This is a genomic window from Polynucleobacter sp. QLW-P1DATA-2, assembly GCF_001870365.1.
Lineage (GTDB): Bacteria > Pseudomonadota > Gammaproteobacteria > Burkholderiales > Burkholderiaceae > Polynucleobacter.
Map to the genome: position 1 here is coordinate 90,330 of NZ_LZMQ01000003.1, position 17,975 is coordinate 108,304.

General features: G+C 46.6%; 18 protein-coding genes. 13 read left to right on the forward strand and 5 right to left on the reverse strand.

Going from position 1 to position 17,975, the window contains the following annotated elements; translation table 11 throughout:
- From A9236_RS03025 to A9236_RS03035, 4 genes are read right to left on the reverse strand one after another with little or no spacing between them, the layout of a single operon-like run.
- A complete protein-coding gene (locus A9236_RS03025) occupies positions 1 to 906 on the reverse strand; it encodes a glycosyltransferase family 9 protein (RefSeq protein WP_236638675.1) in 906 nt (301 codons plus the stop codon).
- Positions 884 to 1,261, reverse strand: a complete 378-nt coding sequence (locus tag A9236_RS11250) for a hypothetical protein (RefSeq protein ID WP_236638676.1) — start codon at positions 1,259 to 1,261, stop codon at positions 884 to 886. Before A9236_RS11250 ends, A9236_RS03025 begins: the two co-directional genes overlap by 23 nt.
- A gap of 18 nt (positions 1,262 to 1,279) precedes the next feature.
- Positions 1,280 to 2,323, reverse strand: a complete 1,044-nt coding sequence (locus A9236_RS03030; protein ID WP_071465384.1) for a lysylphosphatidylglycerol synthase transmembrane domain-containing protein — start codon at positions 2,321 to 2,323, stop codon at positions 1,280 to 1,282.
- A gap of 49 nt (positions 2,324 to 2,372) precedes the next feature.
- On the reverse strand, positions 2,373 to 3,869 hold the full coding sequence (locus A9236_RS03035) for a glycosyltransferase family 39 protein (RefSeq protein WP_071465385.1): 1,497 nt from the start codon (positions 3,867 to 3,869) through the stop codon (positions 2,373 to 2,375).
- Positions 3,870 to 3,925: 56 nt separating this feature from the next.
- Here A9236_RS03035 and A9236_RS03040 point away from each other — a divergent pair, with 56 nt between their 5' ends.
- On the forward strand, positions 3,926 to 4,726 hold the full coding sequence (locus tag A9236_RS03040; protein WP_236638677.1) for a DUF3047 domain-containing protein: 801 nt from the start codon (positions 3,926 to 3,928) through the stop codon (positions 4,724 to 4,726).
- A 26-nt stretch (positions 4,727 to 4,752) separates the two neighbouring features.
- Here A9236_RS03040 and A9236_RS03045 read toward each other — a convergent pair whose 3' ends face one another.
- Positions 4,753 to 7,029 carry a cation-translocating P-type ATPase gene (locus A9236_RS03045; RefSeq protein ID WP_071465386.1) on the reverse strand — a complete coding sequence of 759 codons (2,277 nt, stop codon included), beginning with the start codon at positions 7,027 to 7,029 and terminating at the stop codon, positions 4,753 to 4,755.
- On the opposite strand from A9236_RS03045, the gene A9236_RS03050 reads away from it, so the two are divergent.
- The 12 genes from A9236_RS03050 to A9236_RS03105 all read left to right on the forward strand — a co-directional run bounded on the left by A9236_RS03050 (position 7,030) and on the right by A9236_RS03105 (position 17,970).
- Positions 7,030 to 7,275, forward strand: a complete 246-nt coding sequence (locus A9236_RS03050) for a heavy-metal-associated domain-containing protein (protein ID WP_236638678.1) — start codon at positions 7,030 to 7,032, stop codon at positions 7,273 to 7,275. It begins immediately after the preceding gene.
- A 121-nt stretch (positions 7,276 to 7,396) separates the two neighbouring features.
- Positions 7,397 to 8,485, forward strand: coding sequence for an iron-sulfur cluster carrier protein ApbC (apbC, locus tag A9236_RS03055; RefSeq protein ID WP_071465387.1), 1,089 nt, complete (start codon positions 7,397 to 7,399; stop codon positions 8,483 to 8,485).
- A gap of 32 nt (positions 8,486 to 8,517) precedes the next feature.
- Positions 8,518 to 9,033, forward strand: coding sequence for a DUF3305 domain-containing protein (locus A9236_RS03060; protein WP_236638679.1), 516 nt, complete (start codon positions 8,518 to 8,520; stop codon positions 9,031 to 9,033).
- The gene (locus A9236_RS03065; RefSeq protein WP_236638680.1) at positions 9,033 to 9,560 is read left to right on the forward strand and encodes a DUF3306 domain-containing protein; all 528 of its coding nucleotides are present in this window, start codon (positions 9,033 to 9,035) and stop codon (positions 9,558 to 9,560) included. Before A9236_RS03060 ends, A9236_RS03065 begins: the two co-directional genes overlap by 1 nt.
- A gap of 10 nt (positions 9,561 to 9,570) precedes the next feature.
- Positions 9,571 to 11,661 carry a 4Fe-4S binding protein gene (locus A9236_RS03070; protein ID WP_071465390.1) on the forward strand — a complete coding sequence of 697 codons (2,091 nt, stop codon included), beginning with the start codon at positions 9,571 to 9,573 and terminating at the stop codon, positions 11,659 to 11,661.
- A complete protein-coding gene (locus tag A9236_RS03075; RefSeq protein ID WP_071465391.1) occupies positions 11,658 to 12,290 on the forward strand; it encodes a molecular chaperone in 633 nt (210 codons plus the stop codon). Before A9236_RS03070 ends, A9236_RS03075 begins: the two co-directional genes overlap by 4 nt.
- A gap of 115 nt (positions 12,291 to 12,405) precedes the next feature.
- Complete coding sequence (locus tag A9236_RS03080) at positions 12,406 to 12,627, forward strand: hypothetical protein (RefSeq protein ID WP_071465392.1); 222 nt, start codon at positions 12,406 to 12,408, stop codon at positions 12,625 to 12,627.
- A gap of 67 nt (positions 12,628 to 12,694) precedes the next feature.
- Positions 12,695 to 15,673, forward strand: a complete 2,979-nt coding sequence (locus A9236_RS03085; RefSeq protein ID WP_071465393.1) for a formate dehydrogenase subunit alpha — start codon at positions 12,695 to 12,697, stop codon at positions 15,671 to 15,673.
- Between the two features lie 27 nt (positions 15,674 to 15,700).
- Positions 15,701 to 16,357, forward strand: a complete 657-nt coding sequence (gene fdh3B, locus A9236_RS03090; protein ID WP_071465394.1) for a formate dehydrogenase FDH3 subunit beta — start codon at positions 15,701 to 15,703, stop codon at positions 16,355 to 16,357.
- Positions 16,357 to 16,593, forward strand: coding sequence for a hypothetical protein (locus tag A9236_RS03095; RefSeq protein ID WP_071465395.1), 237 nt, complete (start codon positions 16,357 to 16,359; stop codon positions 16,591 to 16,593). The genes fdh3B and A9236_RS03095 overlap by 1 nt, the downstream gene beginning before the upstream one ends.
- A 47-nt stretch (positions 16,594 to 16,640) precedes the next feature.
- Positions 16,641 to 17,696, forward strand: coding sequence for a formate dehydrogenase subunit gamma (locus A9236_RS03100; RefSeq protein ID WP_071465396.1), 1,056 nt, complete (start codon positions 16,641 to 16,643; stop codon positions 17,694 to 17,696).
- A gap of 10 nt (positions 17,697 to 17,706) precedes the next feature.
- Complete coding sequence (locus tag A9236_RS03105; RefSeq protein ID WP_071465911.1) at positions 17,707 to 17,970, forward strand: hypothetical protein; 264 nt, start codon at positions 17,707 to 17,709, stop codon at positions 17,968 to 17,970.
- Positions 17,971 to 17,975 lie beyond the last annotated feature (5 nt).

The window sequence follows — 17,975 nt, forward strand, 5'->3', positions numbered from 1 at the left end:
TTAACGACCTTTTGCCTTGTCAGTTTCTTGCAATTGGACTGTGACTTTGTCCAGCACCTGGGTAACGCTAATCGCTTGCATGCAAACGTTGTCGTGGCATGGTGTTTTGCGATGATTGGCCGCACTCACGCAAGGAGAGCAAGCAAGATTAGCGGTGATAGCAATTGAGTTGCCTACAGAGCCATAGAGTGCAGGTGTTTCAGGTCCGAAAAGAACCACAGTTCGTAGTGGTGTCACGGCAGAGAAGTGTCCAGGACCAGAATCATTGGTCACCATGACATCAGACAGGGTATAGAGCGGGGGCAACTCAGCAAAACTTACCTGTCCAGCAAAGTTCAACGCATTCTTCACGTTAGCAACGGAGCGCACCTTGTCGACATAGACAAATTCTGCAGGTGAGCCGGTGATCAAAATTAAATCATTGGGGTAGCGTTGATTTACCGCTTGAATGAGTTCAGAAAATCGTTGCTGAGCCCAGCGACGTTGGGGTAAAAGATCGCTCGCATTTGGATTAATCAGAATCAGACGATCTTTTCCATAAGTGAATGGGATGCCAGCTTCAGATGCTTTCTTTTCGATGCGGGCCAATACTTTTTTCAAGACATCAGGGTTGATGATCGCTTGCTCTAGCTTGACTTCAGAATCTGAGATATGAATTTTGCTAAATGGTACTTCAATCTCTTTTGCAAATGCGGCATGAATCAAGGAGAGAAAGTTTTTGGTAATGTGAATATGCGGGTTGTAATGTACCTTGCGAGTGAGCATGAAGCCACGCCACAAGCCTTCACCATGAAAGATGTGATAGCCAACGCGACGACGAGCACCACAAAGACCAGTCAATAGGGCAGTAAACCGCGAGAAGAGCTCTAAATCAATGACGGTATCAATGCGATGAGTGCGGGCCAAAAATTAAAAAACGGAGAGTGTCTTTAATTAAGCCACCCAAGCTAGACGAGTCAATTGTGAAAATATTTTCCGGTTTGACGGTGTTGAGAAGGGTGAGGCTAGCGCGATTGCTTTTAAAGATTAAAAAGAATAATTCAGCGCCGCGAGCTTGAGCATTGCGCATTGCTGGGTCAACCAAGATAGCGCTACCCATTTCTGATAGTTCGATAAAGAGGAGTTTCTTGGGCTGCTCTGGGCCGCGACTAAAAATATTTTTAATACCATCAATTAGAGCAACTATTGGACTAGCAATTGCACACAAGGGCACTCCAACCCAATGATCAATGGCACGCATGGTATTGACACTAATAGTCATAGTTGTACTCTGAAAGAATTATTTTCGTTTTAATAAAAAGTATGCGCCAGGTAATACAGAGATGACCGTAATTGCACCATAGCTAATAGAAGCCAATACAGTTAATGAAGGGTTGACCCCCCACAGCGCCAACACAGAAGATAAAGTGGCTTCACGCAGACCCCAACCAGAAATACTGATTGGCAACATTAATAGAAGGCTCAAGGCAGGTAGACCAATCATCAGGCTAGATATTGGGGCTTCAGTCCCGTAGGCCTTGAGACAAAAGCCGAATGCCAAAATAATAAAGCCATGAATAGCAATAGCAAAGATAGCCTGGGCTATATTCATGGGCCACGAAAAGGCCAAATGAATACCAGGCATCGCATTGCTCATGCGTAGGCGATTCAATAGTTTCTGTAAGAGCTCACGACTAGGTGTCCAGGCCAGGGCTAGCGCAACAGCTAAGCCTGCAAAGATCATGATGGCTACCACTGCATAGCCTAAGTCTTGACCCCATGCGGCGAGTGTGGCGCCGCCCAAAATAAGACCGAGACCACCCAGCAAGTTATTGCCAGCTAGACCTAAGAGTCGGTCTACCAATACCATTGCGAAACTGAGCCGCAGTTTTGGATTGGCATGCTCTAGATCTACTGAGTGGTGTAGCTCATCATCTAGCTTTTTCGTTTCACTTAGATTGTCGCCACTAGTTAAGTGAGTTGCTGTAATTGCGCGATAGCTGTCACCACCCAGAGTGCTTGGCAGGCCCTGATTAATGAGTCCGCCTGCAAAGTAGAGGGCAATATAACTTTTCAGACTGCCATGAAGTCCTACGCTGCGCATTAAAAATCCCCAGCGAAGTCCACCACAAATAAAGGCGCAGCAAATCGCTAATGCAGCAGCGATCAACCAAGCTGGCTCCATTTTGATTTCAGAATGGAATAAGGTGTACCAGTCAATTCCGCTGGTTGCCTTCCAGAGCAGGGCAATCGACAACAGAATACGGATAGTTGGCCACGCACGCTTGAGAATTGATTTCCACCCGGATGGGGTTTTTGGGGTGGATTGGGGTTGTGAACTCATAGGCGTAAGGATAATGCTTTGGGCGCCTAAGGTCTTGAATTTGGGCGAATTACTCCGCTAAACCCGAGCCCTGCCAGTTGCTACAAAGACTGAAGTCAAATTTGGACAAGACTTGGCCAAAACGCTTGATTTCCAGGGTCTCGATCGGATCGCAGCGTTCAAAAGCCGACTTATTACCAACTGGTGCCTCAAATGACAAGCCGGACCAGCTAATCAGAAGAATATTAGCGCCACGGGGAAGTTGCCCAAACCAGAGGTCAAACTGATCTTGTCGCTCATCCAGCACAAAGACTGGGGTAGGTTTTGCATACCAAGTTGCACGGCTTCCGAGAGTCCAGTTTTGTACAGCAATGCCATTGGCTTTTGTTGTCTGCGTCAACTCAGCAGCTTTTTGCCCTGCAGCTTTCCAGCCATAGAGATCTGCAATCGGATTGGATTTGACTGTTGCGGAACTGATTCCTCCGGAAAGAACGTATGCAAATCCAATACAGCAAACTAGAACTTGAGTAATAAAAAGAGTGCGGATGAGTCGGTGATGTTGTGTTGACCATGCTTTAGCTAAACCGATGCCGGCGAATGGCGCAAGACAGAACCATGCCGGTGATGTCCAGTGAGGTAAGCCACCGCCTCCAGATAGCCCGGTAAAAATGAAAAAAGGAATAACAAAAAATCCCAATAAGGCGAATAAAGAAAGTTTGCTACCGTGAATGCAGTGCTTAATAAATAAATAAGCACCTAAGATAAGTAGAGGCCCGTAGACTAAGGCTTGGATTCCTAAGTAGGCGCCCAATCGACGCCAGAGCCAGGCGCCACCGGCACCATGAGCAATTTGGTATTTAAAGGATATCCAGTCGTTTACCCAATTCCAATAGAGCACTGGTGTGATTAAAAGCAGAGCAAACCCAACTGCCAGCCAAAAACCTGCAGTATTAATCCATCGTTTTTTAGGATTGCTCAAAAAAATGAATAGTACAGCGAGTGCAGTAAATGCCGCAGTGTATTTGCTCAGACCTGCCAATCCTAATAAGCCCCCAGTAATGAGCCAGTCACTAATGCTGAAATGATCCTTGCTTAGCCAGCGCAGCGACATCATCATCAGGCCAAGACTTAAGGGTACGAGTAGGGTATCGGGCAACAAACCAATTGCTAAAACATGAGGCATGGGTGCAGCGATGATTGCGAGCACCGCCATCAGGCCACAGCTATTTGCTGAGGGTAATGCGCTAGTTAAGTAGGCTGCATTGGGACCTTGGATGAATCGATGCACTTCCAGTGTCACTTGATATACCAAATAGCAAGATAAGATCCAAAGTAATTCTGGGATGAGTCGAATGACTCCTTCGGAAGAGGTCAGAGTTACCAGTGGCCATTGAATCCACCCTACTAATGGCGGGTGATCAAAATAACTCCAAGCTAAGTGCTGTGCATATAGGGCGTAGTGGGCTTCATCAACTGAGAACTCAATTGCAAAGCCTAGGGCAAAGTGCACCAATGCTACGAGGCATACGCTGATTACAGCCCAGCTTGAAGGAGATTGATGGCGCATGCCTTGATTTTAGACTCAGTTTTTTATCGTCTTCAGTAATTATTTGGGACAATGGAATGATGCTTAAGACTATCTCCTTTTCCTTCATTGTCTGCATGGCGCTTAGCTTGGTTGGCTGTGCTGGTTTTGGAGGGGGTACGGTTGAAAATGAATCAGGGCAGGCTTTGAATGTAGACCAAATCCCTGCTCAGGAAGAGCTTCCAAAATTTTCAGCAGAGACCGCGCGCGAGGGAATGCCAAATGGTTGGAATTTTTATCGCATAGCACCCTATAAAAAGAATACGGTTTACCGCCTTGAAAATTATCAAGGGCGTACGGTCCTCAGCGCCAACTCCAAAACCTCAGCTTCTGGACTGGCTGTGAAATTGCGTCCACGCCAGGCAAATAATTTATGGTTGCAATGGGAATGGAAAGCAACTGGCGCATTACCTGAGGCCGATAACACAGAAGGGTATCGTGATGATGCGCCCTTAAGAATCTTGGTGGCCTTTGACGGCAATAAATCCAAACTTCCCTTAAAAGAAAAAATGAATTTCGAGATGGCCAATCTCATTAGCGGCCAAGAGATGCCCTATGCAACCTTAATGTATATCTGGTCTGGTAAAGCTCCAGTCGATACGATCATTACCAACGCGCATACTGCAAGAGTCAAAATGATTGTGGTGGATTCGGGTTGGGAGAGTTTGGGTGAGTGGCGCAAGCATCAGCGTGATCTTGCTGCTGACTATCAGCGTGCCTATGGAGAAGCTGCCGGACAAGTGATTGGCGTCGCATTGCTTACTGATACCGACAATACTAAATCCGAAACCCGAGCCTTCTATGGTGACATTGAATTGATTCGGAAAAGCCCAAAATAACAAATCAGAATCCCAAGTGGGTTAGGCTAAATGTGAGAAGGGCTCCAACGTTTTAATAAAAGCGCGTTACTGAGAACGCAAAAGCTCGAGAGGGCCATCGCGCTCCCAGCTAGCATAGGCGATAGGTATCCTAGCGCCGCGAGAGGGATGCCAATGGAATTGAATCCAAATGCCCAAAACAAGTTTTGTTGAATCTTCTTCCAGGTTCTCTTCGAAATATCAATTGCATCGGCTACTAGGCTGGGATCGCCACGCATCAAAGTAATTCCAGCGGCTTGCATCGCTACATCAGTGCCCGTAGACATGGCCATACCCACATCAGCAGAGGCTAATGCAGGTGCGTCGTTCACGCCATCACCCACCATGGCGACATATTGACGAGCGTTATTTATCTCAGAAGATTGGAGTTGGCGAATAATGTCTGCCTTATCGCTAGGCATGATCTGTCCATACACTTTGTCAATAGAAAGAGACTGCCCTACGCGTTGGGCTGCAGCATTGTTATCGCCTGAAAGCATGACGGTCCGAATACGCATCTGATGTAATGCAGCGATTGCTACCTTGGCATTGGGTTTCAGTTCATCACCAAATGCAATGATGGCAAGAGGGCTTGGTGGATTTGTTTGATTCATTAATACTGAAATAGTTTGACCAGCATCCAAGGCACTCTGCGCCCTATTGAGAATATCTGCATAGTGTGGATTATTTTCTAAAGATGCAATGCTTTGCAAAGCAAGACTTTGGCCTATCCATGGGCCTGCACTAGGTTGGCCCATAATGCCTACGCCTGGTAATGCCTTACTTTCTGACGGGGTGACAGGAGTGAGACCGGCTTTTTTTGCGGCATCTAGTAATGCCTTTGCCAAAGGATGTTCGCTGCCCATTTGTAAGCCAGCAGCACTAGCCAGCATCTCATCACTATCAAGCGCATTCGTAAACGGAATAAAGGCCAATACTTTAGGCTTGCCGATAGTAAGCGTACCTGTTTTATCAAAGGCAACCACGTTTAAGCGATGCGCCAGTTCCAATACTTGAGGGTCTTTAATCAAAATGCCAAAGCGCGCTGCAACTCCTGTGCCGGCCATGATAGCTGCCGGTGTTGCTAGGCCAAGAGCGCAAGGGCATGCAATTACTAAGACGGAAACTGCCCGCAATATCCCGATGGAAGTGGAGTCTAAATAAAGCCAATTTGCCAAGCCGGTAAGTAGAGCAATCCCAATCACGCTTGGAACAAAAATAGCGCTGACACGATCTACTAATTTTTGGATCGGGGCCTTTTGAGTTTGCGCATCTTCAACTAAAGAGATGATTTGAGATAAGACACTCTCAACCCCCACGGCCTTAGTGTTAACGACCAATACACCTTCTCCATTCAGCGATCCACCGATGACCTTTGCACCTTGTAATTTTTTAAGGGGGGCACTTTCTCCCGTGAGGAGCGATTCATCGACATGACTAATGCCAAACACGATAACGCCATCAACGGGAATGCGTTCGCCGGGCATCACCAAAATATGATCCCCCGGAAAGACTTGCTCTAAAGGTAATTCGCGGTATTGCTCTAAAAACGAACCTTCGCCAACAACGGCATTTGAATTAAGAACCTTTGCATTTTCCGGCCACAGTTTTTGGAGTGCACGAATCGCTTCACTTGTTTGTTGTTTTGCTCTTGCCTCTAGCCATTTGCCTAGCAAGACCATGCAAATAATGACAGTTGAGCCCTCAAAATAAAGTTCATGACTTTCATCTGGCAATGGCATCATTAAATACACGCTTAAGCCATAAGCGGCACTAGTACCAAGAGCAACTAGCAAATCCATATTGCCTGCGCCAGCAAGCAATGATTTAAAACCTGCCTTATAAAAACGCCAGCCCAAAATAAATTGCACGGGAGTGGCCAAAATAACTTGCCACTTTGGTGAGAGCGCCCAATGTATTCCAAATAGCATTAGAAACATTGGAAGAAATAGCGGGGCGGAGAGGGTAAAGCTGAGTAGTACTCGACCCAGGCCATCCGATCCCCAAAAAGTGTGTGAGTAGTTTGCTTTGGAATTACCATGAGGGGTGCTTACTATTGCCGAGTAACCCGTTTTTTCAACTAAGGCAATCACGCCATCGATATTGATCTCAGATCTGGGCTTGAGCCGCACCTTAGCCTGTTCAGTGGCCAAGTTAACGCTAGCGGCCTCAACCCCAGGAATCCGAAGGAGTGCCTTCTCAACCCTAGCGACACAGGAAGCACAGGTCATTCCACCAATATCTAGGGTAAAAAGCGCTGAATTTGTCTCATTTGGGTTGCTCATATGGAAGATAATCTACTGAATGCAGGGCAAATTCAATGCAAAGGAGCCGATATGTTGAATCTGAAAGTATCTGGAATGACCTGTGGAGGCTGTATTAATGCTGTTACTAGGGCTGTTCAGGCTCAGGACCCGACAGCGAAAGTCCAGGCAGATCTCGCTAGCCAGATGGTCAATCTAGAAACGACGCTGAGTTTTAGCCAGGCCGCGCAATTAATAACTGAGGCAGGATTCCCTGTCTCCCAGTAAGTTACTTGGGTCGCACCAGCAAATTTTTGCCGGTGCGGTTAATCTACCCGCTATTTAACAAGAAGCACATTTAGCAATTTTGGGTTCCAAGCCCCAGAATTTCGCATCATAGGAGAAGGTAGTGTCATTGACTGTAGAGACCGTTCAAGGAGCGCTAAAAAGCTTAATTGATCCAAATACGAAGATTGATTTTGTAACGGCAAAAAATGTAAAGAACCTCAAGGTTGAGGGAGGCGATATCGCTTTGGATATTGTTTTAGGTTATCCAGCTAAGAGTCAGTTTGATGCTGTTCGTAAATCCGTTATCAATGCTTTGCGTGAGTTACCTGGCGTCAAAAATGTGAGCGTCAATGTCTCTAGTCAGATTGTTGCGCATGCGGTACAGCGGGGGGTGAAGTTATTGCCCGGTGTGAAAAATATTATTGCGGTAGCCAGTGGTAAAGGCGGCGTAGGTAAATCAACTACTGCTGTGAACCTAGCATTGGCACTTGCAGCAGAGGGTGCGCAAGTTGGTATTTTAGATGCGGATATTTATGGCCCAAGTCAGCCGATGATGCTCGGCATTACTGGCAGACCTAACTCAATAGAAGAAAACACTATTGAGCCGATGGAAGGACATGGTTTGCAAGCGAGCTCTATTGGCTTCTTAATTGATGATGATGCACCGATGGTTTGGCGTGGCCCGATGGTGACATCTGCATTAGAGCAATTACTGCGCCAAACCCGTTGGCGTGACTTAGATTACTTGGTCGTAGATATGCCACCAGGTACTGGTGATATTCAATTAACCTTATCGCAAAAAGTTCCCGTCACTGGTTCGGTGATTGTCACCACTCCGCAAGACATTGCTTTGCTCGATGCTCGTAAAGGTTTAAAGATGTTTGAGAAGGTTGGCGTTCCGATCATTGGCATTATTGAGAACATGAGCACTTATATCTGCCCAAGTTGTGGCCATGAAGAGCATGTCTTTGGTGCTGGCGGTGGCGAGAAGATGTGCAAGGAGTATGGCGTGGAATTTTTAGGCGCTTTACCCCTCAATTTATCCATCCGAGAGCAGGCGGATGCTGGTCGCCCAACCGTCGTTGCTGATCCTGATGGCGCTATCAGTGGAATCTACAAAAACATTGCTAGACAGGTTGCTATCAGAGTCGCTACTCTATCTAAAGATATGAGCAGTAAATTTCCGAACATCGTTGTTCAAAACACTTAAGGCCCTGAGCATCTATGCGCTTTGCGGTATTAATGCGTAAACAAAATATGGATAACCCATGGGTTTCATACCGGTGGGTGCCCCAGGAAGTATTGCCTGATTTTGGGCAATTCACTGGCAATTCAAGTCATTCACTCTCTGGTCAATTTTTGGAGCGTGATGCGGATGGAGAATCTTGGTTATTTACTGGTTATGAACTAGACCTCTTTCCAGATGAGGCTGAAGGTTACTATCTCAACGTATCTGCAACTACACCATGTTGGTTTGTGATGTGGAGATTAGAAGAAGACATTGAGCGCTATATTGATGAGCAATCATTGCCTTTGGCAAGAGTCGAGTCCACTATCGCAGTCCCACATCGAATTTGTGTGAGCTATAACGAAGCTGCACGTTTGCTTGATGGTGGAGAGTCAGTCGATACCATTCCCCTGAACGATGAACATGCTTCTTGGTTGCAGGAGTATGTCAATGAGCACTATCGACCTGAACCTAAGAAGCGCCATAAGCCCGCATCATTCAAGGGTGCGGACCGTTCTGCGGGGGAATGATGGCGGATGGTTTTTTAAGTCGCTGGTCGCGCCGCAAGGCTGGTAAAGAAGATGAGCTCATTGAGCAGCCCAAATCTAATGTTGAGCCAGTTAAGTCATTAGAGCTCCAAGAGAGCGAGGCGCCACCCCCAGCTACGCTAGAGGACGTCGATAAGATCGACCGTTTTGCCCCAGATTTTTCTGCTTTCATGAAGTCTGATGTAGATCCGGCAGTTCAGCAGGCAGCGCTCAAGAAGATGTTTACTGACCCTCATTTCAATATCATGGATGGCTTGGATATTTATATTGATGATTACTCCAAGGCGGACCCATTGCCACCTGGCATGCTAGAGAGAATGGTTCAAAGCGATATGCTCAATTTGTTCCGCAAGAAGGACGAAGCAATTGCTCAGCAAGATTTAGCCCCAATCGAGCCGCCTTCTGCGGAGTCTGCAAAATCTGATTTAACATCCACACAATCTATTTCTCAGGATAAACCTGCAAACTTGGATGAAATGCCGATAAAGTCGGATCAGAACAAAACCTAAAAGGTTGTCAATGAGTCAAAAATTAGTCTGTAACTGTAATGGCACGATGCCTTTGGATGCGAAGGCCTTGGGTGTCCCAGTTCACAACTCCCTATGTAGGCAAGAAGTGGGCTCTTTCTTGAAGGCCTTAGACGGTTCAGATTCACTAGTGGTTGCCTGTACGCAAGAGGGTGCTTTATTTAATGAATTGGCAGAGCAAGCCGAAAAACCTTTAATTGCACCATTGCGCTTTGTAAACATTCGCGAAGTTGCGGGTTGGACCCAAGAGGCAAAATCATCAGGACCAAAGATTGCTGCTTTATTGGCCTTGGCTGATATGCCCGAGGCTGAGCCTGTCCCCGTCGTGAATTACGAAAGCCAGGGAAGACTCTTGATTGTTGGCCCTGGATCACAAGTAATCCCATGGGCTGAAAAACTCAGCACATCCCTAGATGTTTCTGTTCTCTGTACTGAACCTGGTGATCTTCCGCTCGCTCGTAATTACCCCATTTATAGTGGAGTAGTAAGTAAGTTAGATGGCTATCTTGGTAATTTCTCAGTCGAATGGGATTTGCAAAATCCAATTGATCCAGAAATGTGTACACGCTGCGGCGCTTGTGTGGACGCTTGTCCAGAAGCTGCGATCGATCTCTCTTTCCAGATTGATTTGGATAAATGCAAGTCACACCGATCCTGTGTTACTGCCTGCGCTAGCATTGGTGCCATTGCATTTGATCGCGTAGATCGTAGCCGTAACGCCCAATTTGATTTGATTTTGGATCTCCGCATGGATCCAAAAATGCGTATGAGTCAAACCCCACAGGGTTACTTTGCTCCTGGTAAGAATCCCTTGGATCAAGCTCTAGTAGTAAATCAATTGCTAGAGATGGTGGGTGAGTTTGAAAAACCAAAATACTTTGCCTATAACGAAAAAGTTTGCGCACACGGTCGCAACGGTAAAGTGGGCTGTAGTGCTTGTATAGATGTTTGCTCTACTGGCGCAATCAGTTCATTATTTAAAGGTGGTCAAGGTAGTGTTGAGGTAAATCCCAATCTATGCATGGGTTGCGGAGCCTGTTCCACGGTATGCCCATCTGGGGCAATGCGCTATAACTATCCGAGCGTGACGCATCAGGGCAAAGAATTAAAAGCGCTCGCTACAGTCTTCTGTGCTGAAGCCAAAAAAATCAATCTTGCCGGTGCACCAAGTTTGCTGCTGCATAGCTTGAAGACTGGTACACAGCTGGTCGATGGCTTAGGCCGTTCTGCGCATGTGTTGCCGAAGCAGTTTGAAGCATTGCCATCGTTCGTGATTCCTTATGGCATAGAGCATATTGCTTCTACTGGGCTAGATTTATGGCTAGGCGCCTTGGCCTATGGTTTTGCAGAGGTAGTCCTATTATTAAGTGGTGAAGAGGATCCCGCATATCACGCAGCCCTAGAAGATCAAGCCAATCTAGCTAATGCCATCTTAAAAGCTTATGGGTTTGATGAGCGTATCCAACTGGTGATGGCTGATTCTGCACAAGACCTGCAGCGTGTCTCCAAGGCGATGGGCGCACTCCGCCAGCGTGGCGCTCTTCCTGCGCTGTGTACTCCAGCTAGCTTTGGTTTGTCGATTCAGAAGCGCGAAACAGTGGAAGCGGTACTTGAACATTTGCAAAAGCAAGCAAAGACTCCATTGCCAGAGGCTGGAGTGCCGCTTCCGGCAAATTCTTTACTCGGTGGTCTTGCCATGAACAAAGAGGCTTGTACATTGTGCATGTCTTGTGTGGGTAGCTGTCCGGAGGGTGCATTACTGGATAACGCAGATGAACCCATTTTGTCTTTTATTGAGAAGCAGTGTGTGCAATGTGGCATTTGCGTTCAAACCTGTCCTGAACATGCTTTGACTCTTCAACCCCGCTTGCAAACAGTTGAGCAACGTAAGCAAAGATCAACCCTGAATGAAACTCAAGCCTTTCATTGCATTAGCTGTGGAAAGCCATTCGGAACCACAAAGATGGTGGATCTGATGCTAGCTAAGCTTGGAGCACATGGCGCATTTGCTGGTGCGGCCATGAATCGACTAAAGATGTGTGGTGATTGCCGAGTTGTGGATATGGTGAAAAAAGAACTATGAGTACAAAAGAAAATGTATCAACCGAAGTAGGTGATGTAGGTTTACCTGAGGATTTAGCTAGAGCAGACCTCTATGGTTTAATCGCCCGATTTTTTCATCTACCACCAGACCAAGAATTATTGGACCAAATTGCCGCTACCGCTGATCAACAAGATACGGCAGATGAGGCACCGTTGGCTAAAGTCTGGATGGATGTTGTAGAAGTTGCTAAAAATAATCCAGCAAAAGCTTGGCACGAAGAATTCGATCTCAATTTCATTAGTGTTGGTAAGCCCAATGTGGTTTTGAATGGATCGTTTTATATGGCAGGACACCTGAATGAAAGGCCGTTGGTCAATATTCGCAAGGCCTTAGAAGAGTTTGAGCTTGAGTCAGCTGATGAAGTGACCGAGACTGAGGATCATATTTCAGCTCTTTGTGAAGTCATGCGCTATCTGATTGCTGGAGATGATGTAGGGGTATCAAACCTTACAAACCAAAGGGTTTTTTTCAATGAGCACATTCGTCCTTGGTATGACGAGTTATGCGATGCCATTGAAGGTATTCCAGAGATGCATCTTTACCGCCCAATTGCAGCACTGACCCGAGAATTTTTGGCAATTGAAGGTCAAGGCTTTGACATGATTTAATGTTGCGCTGCAACAGAAATTAATTAATATCACCACCTTGTTAAGCCAATATGTCAAAAGTGCAATAAAAGATTAAACTTGACCGCAATCAAGAATAACCATGTAGGAGCATGCCATGAACACTAAAACTAAAGCAGCTGCAAGCGAAGAAACTAAGCCTTCACGTCGCAAGTTCTTTATTGGTGCAGGAGTCGCAGTTGGCGCTGTTGCAGCCATCTCTCAAACTCCTGTTGGCAAAGCCGTCATTCAGGAAATTGGCAGTGCGGTTAAAGAGAAGAGTGATAGCAAAACTATGACGGCCCACATGCGCAAGTACTACGAGAGCACCATGCTTTAAATGCTCCGATTACCCAATATTGATTAACTGCTCTACATAAATAAAAAAACTTTCTCAGGGACAACATATGAGTCTGACTCGTAAATCCAATACCCCACAAAGCAGTCGCTCCACATCACATTTGATTGGTAGCTTATCGCGTGGTTTAAAAGCTGCCGTGCCAACAATGGATCGCCGAACATTTTTAAAACGTTCTGGTGTAGGTGTTGGTGCCGGTATCGCTGCCAGTCAATTAAGCTTGGTACAAAAAGCAGTAGCGGAACCAAGCAAAGCAATGCTAGATGGTAAAGGCAAGATCGAGGTTAAAAGATCCATTTGCACTCACTGTTCAGTAGGTTGTGCTGTTGATGCCACTGTTGAGAATGGCGTATGGGTTCGCCAAGATCCAGTGTTTGACTCCCCAATCAATATGGGCGCTCACTGTGCTAAGGGCGCTGCCTTGCGTGAGCACGGCCACGGTGATTACCGTTTGCGTTACCCAATGAAGTTGGTTGATGGAAAGTACCAACGTATTTCTTGGGACCAAGCCTTAACTGAAATTACTGCGCAGATGAAGGGTATTCGAGAGCGTTACTCTCCGGATGCAATGTTCTTTATTGGTTCCTCTAAGCACAACAACGAACAGTCCTACTTGCTCCGTAAGTGGGTCTCTTTCTTTGGTACAAACAATACAGACCATCAGGCTCGTATTTGTCACTCGACCACAGTTGCTGGTGTAGCCAACACCTGGGGTTATGGTGCGATGACCAATAGCTATAACGACATGATGAATGCCAAGGCAGCTTTGTACATTGGATCAAATGCAGCTGAAGCTCATCCAGTATCGATGTTGATGTTGTTGCATGCAAAAGAAAATGGCTGCAAGGTCATCGTAGTTGATCCACGATACACCCGCACTGCCGCTAAGTCTGACCAGTACGTCCGTATTCGTTCGGGTACTGATATTCCTTTCTTGTTTGGTGTCCTGTATCACATCTTTAAAAATGGCTGGGAAGACAAGAAATACATCAATGATCGTGTTTACGGCATGGATGAAATCCGCAAAGAAGTGATGGAAAAGTGGACTCCCGCTGCCGTTGAAGAGGCTTGTGGAGTGCCTGAGGCTCAGGTTTATCAAGTCGCCAAAACAATGGCGATGAATCGTCCAAGTACTGTCGTTTGGTGTATGGGCCAAACCCAGCACACCACCGGTAATGCGATTGTGCGCGCATCATGTATTTTGCAATTGGCCTTAGGTAACATCGGCAAGTCTGGCGGTGGCACCAATATTTTCCGTGGTCACGATAACGTTCAAGGTGCAACGGACGTGGGTCCTAACCCAGACTCATTGCCTGGCTACTATGGCTTGGCTGCTGGCGCTTGGAAGCACTTCGCAGCGATTTGGGGTGTTGATTACGATTGGATCAAGGGTCGCTATGCCCCTGACATGATGGAGAAGTCTGGTACTACGGTTTCTCGTTGGGTTGATGCAGTGCTTGAGAAGAACGACATGATTGATCAGCAGACCAATGTGAAAGGTCTGTTCTTCTGGGGTCATGCACCGAACTCACAAACGCGCGGTCTCGATATGAAGCGCGCCATGAATAAATTGGATCTCTTGGTGGTGGTTGATCCATTTCCAAGCGCAACTGCAGCGATGGCAGCAATGCCTGCTGCAGAGGGTGATGTTGTAAATAAGAATCGCAATGTTTACTTGTTGCCAGCTACAACGCAATTTGAGACCTGTGGATCTGCTACAGCTTCAAACCGCTCATTACAGTGGCGCGAGAAAGTAATTGATCCATTGTTCGAGTCTGTGCCTGACCACGTAATCATGCAAGCTTTTGCAGATCGCCTAGGTTTTGGTGAAGAGCTATCAAAGAATTACAAGATGCTCAATTCAAAATTTGCTGGCAAGCAATGGCGCGAACCACAGATTGAAGATATCTTGCGCGAAATTAATCGCGGTATGTGGACTATCGGCTACACCGGTCAAACACCAGAGCGTCTCAAGGCTCATATGAGAATGGTTGCTACATTCGATCCGAAGACCTTGAAGTCCCGTGGCGGTGTTGATCCAGTAACTGGTTATGACACCACTGGTGACTACTATGGATTGCCTTGGCCTTGTTATGGCACAGCTGCAATCAAGCACCCTGGCTCACCAAATCTCTATGACACCAGCAAGAGTGTGATGGAGGGTGGCGGTAATTTCCGTGCCAACTTTGGTGTTGAACGTGAAGGCGTGAGCTTGCTTGCAGCCGATGGTTCGTATTCCAAAGGTTCTGCGATCACTACTGGTTACCCAGAGTTTGATCACGTCTTGGTAAAGAAGTTGGGTTGGTGGGATCAGTTAACCGACGATGAGAAGAAGCTCGCTGAAGGCAAGAACTGGAAGACAGACTTGTCTGGTGGTATTCAACGTGTAGTTATGAAAAACGGTTGCCATCCATTTGGTAACGCTAAAGCACGTGCAATTGTCTGGAACTTCCCGGATCCAATTCCAATTCACCGTGAAGCGCTCTACAGTACAAACGCACCAATGATGCGTAAGTACCCAACGATTGCTGACAAGAAGAATTTCTGGCGCTTACCAACGCTCTATAAGACTGTTCAAGATCAAAACTTGAATAACAAGCTTTATGAGAAGTTCCCGATCATCTTGACCTCTGGTCGTTTGGTTGAGTACGAGGGTGGTGGTGATGAGACTCGTTCTAACCCATGGTTGGCTGAGCTACAACAAGAGAACTTTGTAGAGATCAACCCCAAGGCGGCTGCTGATCGTGGCATCGCTCACTGGGATTATGTTTGGGTCAAGTCACCAACTGGAGCCAAGATTAAAGTGCGCGCGTTGGTAACAGAGCGCGTTGATCAAGGAACCGCTTTTGTGCCATTCCACTTCGCTGGTTGGTGGCAAGGTGAAAACATCCGTAAGTATTACCCAGAGGGCGCCGCACCAGTAGTTCAAGGTGAAGCGGTCAATACGGCAACTACTTATGGTTATGACATGGTCACGATGATGCAAGAGACCAAGACCACCATGTGCCAAATCGAAAAATTTGCCTAAGTCAAAAAATAAAGTCAGGAGAACACTATGGCAAGAATGAAATTTATTTGCGACACAGAACGCTGCATTGAGTGCAACGGTTGTGTCACTGCCTGTAAGAATGAAAACGAAGTACCTTGGGGTGTAAATCGCCGCCGTGTTGTTACCGTGAATGACGGCATCATCGGCCAGGAAAAATCAATATCAGTGGCTTGTATGCACTGTACCGATGCACCTTGTATGGCTGTTTGCCCAGTAGATTGCTTCTATCGCACCGATGAAGGTGTTGTTTTGCATGACAAAGATATTTGTATCGGTTGTGGATACTGCTCCTTTGCTTGCCCATTTGGTGCGCCACAGTTTTTGAGCAAAGGTGCTTTTGGTTCACGCAGCAAAATGGACAAATGTACATTCTGTAGCGGTGGTCCTGAGGAGAACGGTAGCGTTGCCGAGTTCGAGAAGTATGGTCGCAATCGCTTGGCAGAAGGTAAGTTACCAATCTGTGCTGAGATGTGCTCAACTAAGGCCTTGATTGGTGGAGATAGCGACATCATCGCCGGCATCTTTAACAACCGTGTAGCTACTCGTGAGAAGAACGGCCATTACCCTGGCTCCAAGGCCTTTGGTTGGACAACTGCTTATGGTGGTCCTGATACCCCAACGCCAACGCCGACACCCGCTGACAAAATTCCAGGAGCTAGATAATGAAAGCCTACTTCAGAGCTCTTGGTTTATGTTTTGCCGCTGCAACTATATTGACCGCTTGTTCGGAGCCACCAGAAATTGCAGCTAAGGCCGCTAAGCGTCCCGATGTTGCTCCTTACATGGGCGCTAATAATGGCTTTATGACCAAAGGATGGGCCCCTGGTAATCAAGTCAGCTGGACTGAGGCAATCAATAAGCGCAATCAGGGTCAGAATGAATACAGTCGCATCAAGTGATCAACTAAACAACAATAAATAAAACGAAAACGTTTAAGGACATGTGTATGAAACGATCATTTTCTAAGGTTCTGCATACTTTGATACTGGCTGCTGGTCTATCGCTGACTTTAGCAAGCGGGATCAGTTATGCGGAGCGCGCACCGATGGCTCCATTGCCTTCTCCTAGCGGAGTAGACATTCCTCCTGCATCAGTGCCAGCCAATCCCAACAGTTTGGCTAATGGAGCTCAGGCTCAATCTCAGCCTGCCAATCCGCCTATCTTCATCATGCCCAATGCTGACCCGCAAAATTACGTCAGTATTCCTGACAAGCAAGCTGGTGTTCTGATTCAGCGATCTGGTCAAGCATGGCGAGTGATTCGCAATGGCGTGATTACTGTTTATGGTGGTTGGTTATTGGCAATTGCTTTCTTTGGCATCATTGCGGTGTACACCCTTAAGGGTTCCGTCAAATTGCATGAGCCATTGTCAGGTGTCATGATTAAACGCTTTAGCGGATTTGACCGCGCGGTCCATTGGATCATGGCATTTAGCTTCATAGCCTTAGCATTTACAGGCCTGATGATTTTGTACGGCAAGTATTTTGCAATGCCTTTAATGGGCGGAATGGCTTACGGCTCATTCTTATTTGTCTGTAAAAATATTCACAATTTCTCTGGGCCATTATTCACGCTGAGCATTGTTATTTTCTTCATTCTCTTTGTTGGAAAGAATATTCCTGAAAAGGGTGATCTCGAGTGGCTCCTGACCTTTGGGGGCATGTTCAGTGGTAAACATGTGCCAGCTGGCTTTTTCAATATGGGTGAAAAATTCTGGTTTTGGTTTGGTATGACTTTCTTGGGCTTGGTGATTTCAGCCTCCGGTTTTGTGCTCGACATGATCGTGCCATTTATGCAGATTGAATATCTGCGCGGGACAATGCAGATTGCTAACATCATTCATAGCACTGCCGCTATTTTGATGACCACCATGGCAATGGGCCATATTTATATCGGTACCATTGGTATGCAGGGCTCAATCGACGGCATGAAAACTGGTTACGTTGATGCTACATGGGCTAAAGAGCACCATGAAATTTGGTACAACAAAGTTAATAAATAAGGATAAAGCCATGAAAAAAATCATTGCTTTTGTATTGTGCGGACTTACTTGTGGAGCTGCTTTTGCAACATTGCCACCATTAAGTCCTGACGCTCAAGTAGCTGCAGATTTAGCTAAGGCTAAAACAGCTTATGGCGATAAAGTCTCTGCCTATCAGCTTTGCCAGGCGCAAAATCGCGTAGCGGATCGATTTAGAGTTGCTGGCACACCAGCACCAGCAGCATGTGTAGCGCCGCCACCTTTTGTGGCACCAGTAGCGGCCGCGGCTAAATAAGACAG

Excerpts from the sequence above, each read along its gene's own strand:
- A9236_RS03035 (WP_071465385.1), bottom strand. The coding sequence starts at position 3,869 with ATGCGCCATCAATCTCCTTCAAGCTGGGCTGTAATCAGCGTATGCCTC.
- A9236_RS03030 (WP_071465384.1), bottom strand. The coding sequence starts at position 2,323 with ATGAGTTCACAACCCCAATCCACCCCAAAAACCCCATCCGGGTGGAAA.
- A9236_RS03065 (WP_236638680.1), top strand. The coding sequence starts at position 9,033 with ATGGCGGATGGTTTTTTAAGTCGCTGGTCGCGCCGCAAGGCTGGTAAA.
- A9236_RS03045 (WP_071465386.1), bottom strand. The coding sequence starts at position 7,029 with ATGAGCAACCCAAATGAGACAAATTCAGCGCTTTTTACCCTAGATATT.
- A9236_RS03100 (WP_071465396.1), top strand. The coding sequence starts at position 16,641 with ATGAAACGATCATTTTCTAAGGTTCTGCATACTTTGATACTGGCTGCT.
- A9236_RS03040 (WP_236638677.1), top strand. The coding sequence starts at position 3,926 with ATGATGCTTAAGACTATCTCCTTTTCCTTCATTGTCTGCATGGCGCTT.
- A9236_RS03070 (WP_071465390.1), top strand. The coding sequence starts at position 9,571 with ATGAGTCAAAAATTAGTCTGTAACTGTAATGGCACGATGCCTTTGGAT.
- A9236_RS03080 (WP_071465392.1), top strand. The coding sequence starts at position 12,406 with ATGAACACTAAAACTAAAGCAGCTGCAAGCGAAGAAACTAAGCCTTCA.
- A9236_RS03095 (WP_071465395.1), top strand. The coding sequence starts at position 16,357 with ATGAAAGCCTACTTCAGAGCTCTTGGTTTATGTTTTGCCGCTGCAACT.
- A9236_RS03060 (WP_236638679.1), top strand. The coding sequence starts at position 8,518 with ATGCGTAAACAAAATATGGATAACCCATGGGTTTCATACCGGTGGGTG.
- A9236_RS03085 (WP_071465393.1), top strand. The coding sequence starts at position 12,695 with ATGAGTCTGACTCGTAAATCCAATACCCCACAAAGCAGTCGCTCCACA.
- A9236_RS03105 (WP_071465911.1), top strand. The coding sequence starts at position 17,707 with ATGAAAAAAATCATTGCTTTTGTATTGTGCGGACTTACTTGTGGAGCT.
- A9236_RS03050 (WP_236638678.1), top strand. The coding sequence starts at position 7,030 with ATGGAAGATAATCTACTGAATGCAGGGCAAATTCAATGCAAAGGAGCC.
- A9236_RS03075 (WP_071465391.1), top strand. The coding sequence starts at position 11,658 with ATGAGTACAAAAGAAAATGTATCAACCGAAGTAGGTGATGTAGGTTTA.
- A9236_RS11250 (WP_236638676.1), bottom strand. The coding sequence starts at position 1,261 with ATGACTATTAGTGTCAATACCATGCGTGCCATTGATCATTGGGTTGGA.
- fdh3B (WP_071465394.1), top strand. The coding sequence starts at position 15,701 with ATGGCAAGAATGAAATTTATTTGCGACACAGAACGCTGCATTGAGTGC.